The organism is Thermodesulfobacterium commune DSM 2178, assembly GCF_000734015.1.
Taxonomy (GTDB): Bacteria; Desulfobacterota; Thermodesulfobacteria; order Thermodesulfobacteriales; family Thermodesulfobacteriaceae; genus Thermodesulfobacterium; species Thermodesulfobacterium commune.
In genome coordinates, this window is the sequence record NZ_CP008796.1 from 1,753,586 (window position 1) to 1,764,045 (window position 10,460).

Sequence of the window (10,460 nt, forward strand, 5' to 3'; positions counted from 1 at the left end):
GTCAAGAGAATTGTGTCTCCTTATAAAATCTCTTTACAAACATTTGCCTCAATTCGTATAAAGCAGACTTAATTAAAGGAAGTGGTTTTTGCCATCTCGTTTTCTGAATCCGACTTACTGTTATGTATATCGCAACCTCTGCTGTCTTGATTGATTGAAAATATCCCCCTGTATTTACCCTTATCAGCTCTATCCTGCTATTTATATTCTCAACCACATTCGTCGTGTATATATACCTCCTCACCCCCTCAGGATATTTCTTATAAACAAAATAATGCTCCTTCTTTTTCAAAAGTCCCTTTATATAAGCTGGATACTTCTTCTCATAACTCTTACATAATTCCTCAAATCTATTTAAGGCCCTCTCATACTCCTCTATCCTCTTTATAATGCTTAACTCCTCATAAAATTTTTTAGCATCCTGCTTAGACATGTTCCTGTTGATGTTCCTTTGCATGTGTACAAAACAAAGCTGATGATCTGTCTCAGGAAAGAGGGCTTTTATGGCTTGAGTAAGGCCAGGAAAATCATCACTCACTATTACCATAACCCTCTTAACTCCCCTCTTTATCAAATCATTAAGTATCTGGAGCCAGTCCTCCTTCGTCTCTGAACCAAAATAAATGTAATAAGAAAGTAAATTTTTTCTTCCCTCCATATCTATCCCGATGATATTATAAATAACTGCTTTTCTGATTCTGTTGGCTTCGGTATCTTTTATCTGAGTATGATAAGCGTCTATAAACATAGCAAACAAATTTTCTGGCAATTCTTTGGTTTTTAATTCTTTGGCTTGGTTATACAATTCTTCTTTAATTTCTTCTATTTGTTCTGGGGAGTAGGGGAGTTTCATAGATTGCAAGAGGGCTTTGATTTTATTGGGGGAGTAGCTTTGGAGAACGAGGTTAAGGATAAAGTCCTGGAAGGATTCATCAGCTTTTTGCCATTCAGGAGGAAGAATAGCAGGTCTGAATTCAGATTTTCTATCTCTTGGGACAGAGATACCAAGGTTACCTAAGAAACAGGCAAGTTGTCTTTCATAGTAACCATTAGCTTTATTATCAATACTATCTCTAAGGAATATTTCTCTTTCTTTTTTCATGAGAGCGTTTAAGAGGAGTGCAGCAGCCATTTTGATACCCTCTTTTGATTCAATTTTTGAGATTTCACTTAAAACTTTTTCTAAATCTAAGTCTAAGTTTTCCATTTTACAGACCTCCTGGTTAGTTTAGTCTTTTAGGTTTTATGTTATCATTAATTTAAAAAATATTAAAAATTTTTATTATGCCTCTAAAATATTTTATTAAAAGACACAATTTATATTCTACTCCCTTTTATGTTTCTACCAAACAACTTGGAGCCAAGGTAATAAGGGGAGGAAGGGTTTCAGCGGTAGATGTAAAACCTGATGGTAAGTTAAGGGTCAGGGCATATGACAACGACCTTTGCAGTCCGGTAGAGGTGGATGTAGACATGGTGGTTTTGGCAACAGCAATTGAGCCAGGTCCAGACACAGAGAAACTTGGAAGGCTTTTTAGTGCAAGTTGTGGTAGGGAAGGATTTATCAGAGAAGTTCACACCAAACTTTATCCAGTAGATACCGCTTCTAAAGGTGTTTTTGTCTGCGGTTGTGTACAGGGACCTAAGGACATTCCTGATTCTGTTTCTCAAGCTAAAGCAGCAGCTGCTTCAGCAGCCGCAACCGTTATCCCAGGGAAGATTAAGTTTGAGGCTATAGCTGCCGAGGTGATAAGGGATAAGTGTAGTAGTTGTGGGGTATGTGTACAGCTTTGTCCATATAACGCGATAGTGCTTGAGGAGTATAACGGGGTTTATAAGGCCAAGGTTGAGCCAGCCCTTTGTGCTGGATGTGGAACCTGTGCAGCAGCTTGTCCTTCTAAGGCTATCATCTTTCATGGATTCTCTACCGAACAAGTGCTTGCGCAAATAGAGGCCATAGTGGAAGACTATCCAAATCTATAAACCAAAGGGGGTAGGATAATGGAGAAGGAAGTGAATGTTATAAAGTTAGACGAGGAGTTTATGAAGGAGTTTTGGGAAGAGCTTGAGGCGATGGGGATGCCTGTTAAGGAGTTGAGGGAGTGTATCCAGTGTGGTAGGTGTGCGGCAACTTGTCCGATGGCGTTAGCTGGGTTGGAGTATTTTATCAAGAGGATAGTGCATGCGAGCATGTTGGGGTTGAAGGAGATATTTTTGGATGATTCATCGGTGTGGGGGTGTCAGAGTTGTAACCGGTGTGTGGAGGTATGTCCGATGGACATTAAGCCATATGAGTTGATACAGGCGATAAGGAGGGTGTGTTTTAGGGAGTATGCGATGCCATCTAACACGATAGATGGTTTGAGGAACTATTATGAGAGGGGGCATGCGGTGATAGTTAAGGGATTTGAGGAGAGGAGGAAGAAGGTGGGGTTACCTGAGATGCCACCTACGGTGATAGGGAATGAGGAGATGAGGAAGAAGTTTCAGGAGGTAATGAAGCAGACAGCGTTAGCAGAGGTAGCACCGTTTCCACTTGACTAAAGAAAAAGGAGGGAAGAGATGAAGAGGGTAGGATTGTTTTTAGGATGTAACATACCGTTGAGGAGGCCGGATATAGAGTATTCGATGAGGTATTTGTTGAAGGAGTTGGGGGTGGAGGTAGTGGATTTAGAGGGAGCGACATGTTGTCCGGCGTTTGGGACGATGCCATCGGTGGATTTAGTGGGGTGGTGTGTGGGATCAGCGTGGAACATGGCGATAGCAGAGGGTAAGGGATTAGAGGTGATGGTAACGGGGTGTGGTAGTTGTTATGGGAGTTTGAATGAGGCGAGATATCACATGGAGAAGCATCCTGAGATAAAGGAGAAGGTTAACGAGATACTGGGAAGTGTGGGTATGAGGTATGAGGGGAAGGTGAAGGTGTACAACATATACAATTATATATATGATTTTATTGGGTTAGAGGAGTTGAGGAAGGCGGTGAAGTATCCGTTGAATGGGATGGTATGTGGGGTGCAGGTAGGGTGTCACAATTTATGGCCGAGCAAGGCGTATCCGGCGAATGATGAGAATACGTTTCAGCCGAGGAGGTTGAGGGAGATATGTGAGGCGTTAGGAGGGGTAGCGCCGTGGTATAGCATGATGACAGATTGTTGTGGTATGGGTGCGTTGGGTAGTTTAGCGAGGGACAAGTCTTGGAGTTTGTTTAAGAAGAAGGCGAGTAAGATGATAGAGGAGATAAATCCTGAGGTATTTGTGACGGGGTGTAGTAGTTGTTTGTTGAGGTTTGACAACGATCAGGCTCAGATGAAGAAGGAGGGGGTAATAGATTTTGAGGTACCGGCGGTGCATGTGGCGCAGTTGGTTGCGTTGGCGTTGGGGGCGGAGCCGGAGAAGGCGGTAGGTTTGGCAGAGGTGCCAGTAGACAAGGTGGTAGAAAAAATAAGAGCAGGAGGTAAGTGATATGAGTTGGGAGCCAAAGATAGTGGTTATAGCTTGTAACTGGTGTACCTATGCTGCGGCAGACCTGGCAGGTAGTTTAAGATATAGTTATCCACCTACAGCATATATAGTAAGGGTTCCCTGTAGTGGTAGGGTAGAGCCTGAGTTTATAGTAGAGGCTTTAAAAACAGGAGCAGACGCTGTGTTAGTGGGTGGCTGACCTCCTGGGGACTGTCATTACCGGTCAGGTAATTACAAGGCATTGAGGCGTTTTAAGCTTTTGAAGAGGGTGTTAGAGGAGTTGGGAGTGGAAGGAGACAGGGTGAGGCTTGAGTGGATATCAGGTAGTGAGGGTAAGAAGTTTGCGGACATAATAACGGAGATGGATGCCAAGGTAAGGGAACTAGGACCAAATCCAATGAAGGGGGTATAGGAGATGAGTAAGCCTAAGTTAGCATATTACCTGGCAGGAGGATGTGCAGGTTGTGATATAAGTTTGGTAGATTTAGCTGATTTTTTGGTGGATGTGGTTAGTGCGGTGGACATAGTGTTTTTTGCGCCTACACTTGTGGATGTGAAGTATAAGGATTTTGAGGCATTGCCAGATGGGTCGGTGGATGTGGGTTTGTTGACAGGTAACATAAGGAACAAGGAACATGAGCATATGGCGAAGGTGATGAGGGCGAAGTGTAAGGTGTTGATAGCGTATGGTATATGTGCGAGTTTAGGTGGTATCAAGGGTTTGGTTAATTTGTATAGTAATCAGGAGTTGTTGGAGAAGGCGTATAGGGATACGTTTAGTACAGACAATCCTACAGGGGAGTTACCGAGTCCCAAGTATGTGGTAGATGGGAAGTATGAGTTGGAGTTGCCGGAGTTGACGGAGGCCAGAACGTTGGATCAGGTGGTGGAGGTGGATTATTACATAGGAGGGTGTCCGCCGCATTATGAGCATGTGAAGGCGGCGTTGGTTGCGTTGTTAGAGGGTAAGTTACCGCCGAGGGGTAGTTGGATAACGATGGGGCATGCGGTGTGTGAGGTATGTTCGAGGAACCCTGTGTTGAGGGGGGAGAAGAAGAAGCCTGTATTAGAGGTTAGGAGGGTGATAGAAGGGGGAGTAGAGGAGGAGGCATGTTTGCTTGAGGCGGGGTATTTGTGTTTAGGTCCTGTTACACAGGGAGACTGTGGAGCGAGTTGTTTGAAGGTGAACGTGCCGTGTAGGGGATGTGGAGGGCCGATACCAGGGGTAAGGGATTATGGTTTGAGGGCGATAAGTGCGATAGCGAGTGCATTGGAAAACGAGGAGTTGGTAGACAGGATAGAGGACCCTGTGAGGTTGTTTTACCGGTATAGTTTGCCAGGGTCTATGATAGGGAAGAGGCTTGGAAAGTAGGTAAGAAGATAAAAAACAGAGAGGAGGGGAAGGGTATGCAGAGGATAGAGATAAATCCCATGACAAGGCTTGAGGGTCATGGGAAGATAACGATATTTTTGGATGACAAGGGGAATGTGGACAATGCCTTTTGGCAGGTAGTAGAGTTTATGGGATATGAGAAGTTTTTGATAGGTATGCCTATAGAGGAGGTACCAAGGACAGTAAGTACCGTCTGTGGGGTATGTAGGGCTGTTCATTTTATGGCCTCGTTGAAGGCCGCAGATGAGGTATATGGGGTAAAGCCTACGGAGACGGCGAGGAAGTTGAGGGAGTTGTTTTATTATGCGCATTATGTAGAGGACCACATGGAGATCATATATGCGTTGGGGTTGCCTGATTTTGTTTGTGGGCCTACGGCATCTCCAGCAGAGAGGAACTTGGTTGGGTTGATTATGAAGGTGGGAGTTGATGTAGGAAGAGATGTTTTGAAGAAGAGATTTGCTGCTGTTAGGATCTTTGAGATCCTTGGAGGAAGGCCAAGCCATCCAGTGGCAGCGATACCCGGGGGATGGAGCAAGAGGCTGAAGGAGGAGGAAAGGCAGGAGATACTGAGGTATGCGGATGAGTGTGTGGAGTTAGGGAAGTTTACGCTTAAGGCGTTTAAGGATTTGGTGTTAAGTAATCCTCAGTATGTGGAGTTGATAAAGGGGGACATTTACAAGGTGGTGACGAATTATTTGGGAACGGTGGATGAGGCTGGGAAGGTAACCTATTATGATGGTACACAGGTGTTTGTGGACACGAAGGGTAATGAGATAGGTAGGTTTAGTGGTAAGGAGTATTTGGAGTGGATAGCAGAGAGGACGTTGCCGTGGAGTTATCAGAAGGCACCGTACATTAAGAAGTTAGGTTGGAAGGGGATAGTGGATGGAGAGGGAACGAGTTTATACAGTGTGGGGCCGCTAGCGAGGTTTAACGTGGGGAATGGATTTGACACACCTGGTGCGCAGGAGGCGTATGAGGAGATGGTAGAGTTTTTTGGAGGGAAGCCTGTGCATAACATACTGGGTTATCACTGGGCGAGGGCGATAGAGTTGTTACATTGTGCGGAGAAGGTGAAGGAGCTTGCGTCAGACGAGAGTATCACAGCTCCTGACGTGAGGCAGGAGTTAGGTGAGGCATTAGGAGAGGGAGTAGGGATTGTTGAGGCAGCGAGGGGAACGCTTATTCATCATTACAAGACAGACAGTAAGGGTATAGTAACTGACGCAAACATCATAGTTGCAACCACCCACAACAAAGGGTCTATAAACATAGCGATCAAGAGGGCGGCAGAGAATTTTATCAAGGAAGGAAAGGTAGATGAGGGAATTTTAAACTTGGTAGAGATGGCTTACAGGCCCTATGACCTTTGTCTTGCCTGTTCTACCCACACCTTACCTGGGAAGTTGCCTGTGCAGATAGACATCTACACCAAGGACGGAGAGCTGGTAAAAAGTTTGAGAAACTTTAAATAAAATTCAAATTTTCTGATCTCAATTAAGTAGGGGGATCTCCCCCTACTTTCTTTTAATCTATTGCTTTTAAAATCTTAAATTAAAACTGACAGGTTTTCAAATACACCTGTTCAAAAAGTGTCATTTAGGATAGCTCTTCATGTGTAAACTGTGTTTTGTATAAATATAAAAAGTAAAAATTTTAAAAAACAAATAAAAATGTTTAAATTTTTTAGAAAAGTTAAATAAAAAAAGGAAAAAATAAGAAAAAAAGCTTTTAAGTCTATTTGACTTTGATTATTAGTATTTTATAAATAAATAATGAAGGGACTAATAGAATATCAAAATAAGGGGGTTAGACATGCCAAAGGTTGGGGTTTATGTATGTCATTGTGGTGAGAACATTAAAGGTGGGCTTAATATCCAGGAGTTGGTAGAGTTTGCCAAAACATTGCCTGATGTGACAGTAGTGAGAGATTATTTCTTCATGTGTTCTGACCCTGGGCAGGAGTTGATCAAGAATGATATTAAAGAGGGTTTAGTTGACAGGGTGGTAGTTGCTGCTTGTACTCCAAGAACTCATGAGCCTATTTTTAGGGCAGCGGTAGAGTCAGCAGGTTTAAACAAGTATTTTTGTGAAATAGCTAACATAAGAGACCAGAATACCTGGGCTCACTGGGGGAAGATTAAAGAGGCTACAGACAAGGCTAAAAGGATCATAAAAAGCGCGGTAGCTAAGGTAAGATTGGCTGAACCTTTAGAAGACCGTTTTGAACCTATGGAAAAGTCTGTTTTGGTGGTAGGTGGTGGAATTGCAGGTATGTTTGCTGCTTTAGACTTAGCTAACATGGGTTTAAAGGTTTATCTGGTAGAGAAAAGGCCTTCTATAGGCGGGAACATGGCTATGCTTGACAAAACGTTCCCGACTATGGACTGTTCGGCTTGAATACTCACCCCCAAGATGGGCGAGGTCGCCCAGCATCCTAACATCGAACTTATCACCTATGCCGAGGTAGAAGATGTTAAGGGTTATGTAGGTAACTTTGAAGTTACCATAAGAAAAAAAGCCAGGTATGTAGACTGGGATAAGTGTACAGGTTGTGGTCACTGTATGAACATTTGTCCTTCCAAGGCTCCAAACGAGTTTAACCTTGGTCTGGATAAGAGACCGGCTATTTATATACAATTTCCTCAGGCAGTGCCCATATCACTTACCTCCTGCTCTTATTTTTTCTACCACCTTGTCTACTGGCACCTCTGCCAAACCTACCGCCTTCTCCGGCTCCGCCCCCAACGCCAACGCAACCAACTGCGCCACATGCACCGCCGGTACCTCAAAATCTATTACCCCCTCCTTCTTCATCTGAGCCTGATCGTTGTCAAACCTCAACAAACAACTACTACACCCCGTCACAAATACCTCAGGATTTATCTCCTCTATCATCTTACTCGCCTTCTTCTTAAACAAACTCCAAGACTTGTCCCTCGCTAAACTACCCAACGCACCCATACCACAACAATCTGTCATCATGCTATACCACGGCGCTACCCCTCCTAACGCCTCACATATCTCCCTCAACCTCCTCGGCTGAAACGTATTCTCATCATTCGCCGGATACGCCTTGCTCGGCCATAAATTGTGACACCCTACCTGCACCCCACATACCATCCCATTCAACGGATACTTCACCGCCTTCCTCAACTCCTCTAACCCAATAAAATCATATATATAATTGTATATGTTGTACACCTTCACCTTCCCCTCATACCTCATACCCACACTTCCCAGTATCTCGTTAACCTTCTCCTTTATCTCAGGATGCTTCTCCATGTGATATCTCGCCTCATTCAAACTCCCATAACAACTACCACACCCCGTTACCATCACCTCTAATCCCTTACCCTCTGCTATCGCCATGTTCCACGCTGATCCCACACACCACCCCACTAAATCCACCGATGGCATCGTCCCAAACGCCGGACAACATGTCGCTCCCTCTAAATCCACTACCTCCACCCCCAACTCCTTCAACAAATACCTCATCGAATACTCTATATCCGGCCTCCTCAACGGTATGTTACATCCTAAAAACAATCCTACCCTCTTCATCTCTTCCCTCCTTTTTCTTTAGTCAAGTGGAAACGGTGCTACCTCTGCTAACGCTGTCTGCTTCATTACCTCCTGAAACTTCTTCCTCATCTCCTCATTCCCTATCACCGTAGGTGGCATCTCAGGTAACCCCACCTTCTTCCTCCTCTCCTCAAATCCCTTAACTATCACCGCATGCCCCCTCTCATAATAGTTCCTCAAACCATCTATCGTGTTAGATGGCATCGCATACTCCCTAAAACACACCCTCCTTATCGCCTGTATCAACTCATATGGCTTAATGTCCATCGGACATACCTCCACACACCGGTTACAACTCTGACACCCCCACACCGATGAATCATCCAAAAATATCTCCTTCAACCCCAACATGCTCGCATGCACTATCCTCTTGATAAAATACTCCAACCCAGCTAACGCCATCGGACAAGTTGCCGCACACCTACCACACTGGATACACTCCCTCAACTCCTTAACAGGCATCCCCATCGCCTCAAGCTCTTCCCAAAACTCCTTCATAAACTCCTCATCCAACTTTATAACATTCACTTCCTTCTCCATTATCCTACCCCCTTTGGTTTCTTTCTTTTATTAATCAACCGTTATAGCTCTAATCTGCTCTATTATCTGCTCGGTGGTAAATCCATGGAAAACGATGGCTTTGGAAGGACAAGCTGCTGCACAGGTTCCACATCCAGCACAAAGGGCTGGCTCAACCTTGGCCTTATAAACCCCTTTATACTCTTCAAGCACTATCGCGTTATATGGACAAAGCTGTATACATACACCACAACTACTACACTTATCCCTTATCACCTCGGCAGATATAGCTTCAAACCTGATTTTACCTGGTAATACCAAAGCTGCCGCCGCAGAAGAAGCAGCCCTTGATTGAGCGATAGATTCTGGAATATCCTTAGGCCCCTGCACACATCCTGCGATAAATACGCCTTTAGCAGAAGTTTCTACTGGATAAAGTTTGGTGTGAACTTCTCTGATAAATCCTTCCCTACCACAACTGGCACTAAAAAGCCTTCCAAGTTTCTCTGTGTCTGGACCTGGCTCAATTGCTGTTGCCAAAACCACCATGTCTACATCCACCTCTACCGGACTGCAAAGGTCGTTGTCATATGCCCTGACCCTTAACTTACCATCAGGTTTTACATCTACCGCTGAAACCCTTCCTCCCCTTATCACCTTGGCTCCAAGCTTCTTGGTGTAAACATAAAATTCCTCAAAATCCTTTCCTGCAGTCCTCACATCTATAAAGAAAAGATAAAGGTCTATGTCTGGATACTTCTCTTTGAGAATCCTTGCATGTTTCATGATATACATACAACAAACTTTAGAACAATAAGTATGATATCTTTCGTCTCTACTTCCTACACAGGCTATAAAAGCCATTTTCTTTGGTTTTTGCCCGTCAGAAAGTCTTTTAAGCTGCCCCTCCGTAGGACCTGTAGGAGAAAGAATACGTTCAAACTCCATAGCAGTAACCACATCTGGACAGTTAGGAGAATATTCTTTAAAATGATATTTTTCCATCGGTTTAAAACCTGTTGCCAAGATCACAGCCCCTACCTTTACCTTGATAAACTCATCCTTGTCCTCATAGTTGATCGCCCCCGCCGGACAACCCTCGATGTTCTTGCTAGGTATACCCTTCTGACAGATCTGACAGGCTGTCTTGCCTGTCTTTCTCAAAGTCTTAAAATACAAACAGTTGTCTGCATCTATCACTGCCTTATAAGGAGACACAATTCTCTTGACAAGTGTCCCTACTTCCTCAAAAGGGTAGGTCGCTATACTCTGTCTGATTCTTTCAGCTATAACCAAAGCTTCTTCTTTAATAGTCCTAGGACAAAGGATTACAAACTCCTCTCCTCCCCATCGAGCTGGCAAATCGGTTTGCCTGATGTTTTCTTTTATCAAACGGGAAACCTCTTTTAACACATAATCTCCCCTATCATGCCCATAAGTATCGTTAATAACTTTAAAATTATCGAGGTCAAAAAGTATAACAGAAAAGGAGGTC

At 44.0% G+C, this 10,460-nt stretch carries 9 protein-coding genes and 3 pseudogenes; 7 read left to right on the forward strand and 5 right to left on the reverse strand.

The features are described from left to right. Position 1: 1 nt before the first annotated feature. Positions 2–1,207, reverse strand: a complete 1,206-nt coding sequence (locus tag HL41_RS08800; RefSeq protein ID WP_038549575.1) for an IS256 family transposase — start codon at positions 1,205–1,207, stop codon at positions 2–4. A 77-nt stretch (positions 1,208–1,284) separates the two neighbouring features. Here HL41_RS08800 and HL41_RS08805 point away from each other — a divergent pair, with 77 nt between their 5' ends. The 7 genes and pseudogenes from HL41_RS08805 to HL41_RS09815 all read left to right on the forward strand — a co-directional run. Further along, positions 1,285–1,983 (forward strand): 4Fe-4S binding protein, encoded by a 699-nt coding sequence (locus tag HL41_RS08805; protein ID WP_038549875.1) that lies wholly within the window; start codon positions 1,285–1,287, stop codon positions 1,981–1,983. Positions 1,984–2,001: 18 nt separating this feature from the next. Next, positions 2,002–2,544: a 4Fe-4S dicluster domain-containing protein gene (locus HL41_RS08810; protein WP_038062933.1), complete on the forward strand. Its 543-nt coding sequence runs from the start codon at positions 2,002–2,004 to the stop codon at positions 2,542–2,544. 18 nt (positions 2,545–2,562) lie between these two features. Then, positions 2,563–3,465 (forward strand): CoB--CoM heterodisulfide reductase iron-sulfur subunit B family protein, encoded by a 903-nt coding sequence (locus HL41_RS08815; protein WP_038549335.1) that lies wholly within the window; start codon positions 2,563–2,565, stop codon positions 3,463–3,465. Position 3,466: 1 nt separating this feature from the next. Further along, positions 3,467–3,877, forward strand: a complete 411-nt coding sequence (locus HL41_RS08820) for a hydrogenase iron-sulfur subunit (RefSeq protein ID WP_156095592.1) — start codon at positions 3,467–3,469, stop codon at positions 3,875–3,877. Between the two features lie 3 nt (positions 3,878–3,880). Then, on the forward strand, positions 3,881–4,837 hold the full coding sequence (locus HL41_RS08825; RefSeq protein WP_038062940.1) for an NADH-quinone oxidoreductase subunit B family protein: 957 nt from the start codon (positions 3,881–3,883) through the stop codon (positions 4,835–4,837). 35 nt (positions 4,838–4,872) lie between these two features. After that, positions 4,873–6,336 carry a Ni/Fe hydrogenase subunit alpha gene (locus tag HL41_RS08830; RefSeq protein WP_038549878.1) on the forward strand — a complete coding sequence of 488 codons (1,464 nt, stop codon included), beginning with the start codon at positions 4,873–4,875 and terminating at the stop codon, positions 6,334–6,336. A 340-nt stretch (positions 6,337–6,676) separates the two neighbouring features. Then, positions 6,677–7,546, forward strand: a pseudogene (locus HL41_RS09815) (FAD-dependent oxidoreductase); the annotation flags it as partial. On the opposite strand, the gene HL41_RS08840 reads toward HL41_RS09815, so the two are convergent. From HL41_RS08840 to HL41_RS10015, 4 genes and pseudogenes are all read right to left on the reverse strand, one after another. Next, positions 7,523–8,425: a CoB--CoM heterodisulfide reductase iron-sulfur subunit B family protein gene (locus HL41_RS08840; RefSeq protein ID WP_038549335.1), complete on the reverse strand. Its 903-nt coding sequence runs from the start codon at positions 8,423–8,425 to the stop codon at positions 7,523–7,525. The pseudogene HL41_RS09815 and the gene HL41_RS08840 sit on opposite strands and share 24 nt — an antisense overlap. Positions 8,426–8,443: 18 nt before the next feature. After that, positions 8,444–8,986, reverse strand: coding sequence for a 4Fe-4S dicluster domain-containing protein (locus HL41_RS08845; RefSeq protein WP_038062933.1), 543 nt, complete (start codon positions 8,984–8,986; stop codon positions 8,444–8,446). A 30-nt stretch (positions 8,987–9,016) separates the two neighbouring features. Further along, positions 9,017–10,177: pseudogene (locus HL41_RS08850) on the reverse strand (4Fe-4S dicluster domain-containing protein); the annotation flags it as partial. A gap of 39 nt (positions 10,178–10,216) precedes the next feature. Then, positions 10,217–10,444 (reverse strand): annotated as a pseudogene (locus HL41_RS10015) (GGDEF domain-containing protein); the annotation flags it as partial. Between the last annotated feature and the right edge of the window lie 16 nt (positions 10,445–10,460).

Coding starts and splice junctions, on each gene's coding strand:
- HL41_RS08800 (WP_038549575.1), bottom strand. CDS start 1,207: ATGGAAAACTTAGACTTAGATTTAGAAAAAGTTTTAAGTGAAATCTCA.
- HL41_RS08805 (WP_038549875.1), top strand. CDS start 1,285: ATGCCTCTAAAATATTTTATTAAAAGACACAATTTATATTCTACTCCC.
- HL41_RS08810 (WP_038062933.1), top strand. CDS start 2,002: ATGGAGAAGGAAGTGAATGTTATAAAGTTAGACGAGGAGTTTATGAAG.
- HL41_RS08815 (WP_038549335.1), top strand. CDS start 2,563: ATGAAGAGGGTAGGATTGTTTTTAGGATGTAACATACCGTTGAGGAGG.
- HL41_RS08825 (WP_038062940.1), top strand. CDS start 3,881: ATGAGTAAGCCTAAGTTAGCATATTACCTGGCAGGAGGATGTGCAGGT.
- HL41_RS08830 (WP_038549878.1), top strand. CDS start 4,873: ATGCAGAGGATAGAGATAAATCCCATGACAAGGCTTGAGGGTCATGGG.
- HL41_RS08840 (WP_038549335.1), bottom strand. CDS start 8,425: ATGAAGAGGGTAGGATTGTTTTTAGGATGTAACATACCGTTGAGGAGG.
- HL41_RS08845 (WP_038062933.1), bottom strand. CDS start 8,986: ATGGAGAAGGAAGTGAATGTTATAAAGTTGGATGAGGAGTTTATGAAG.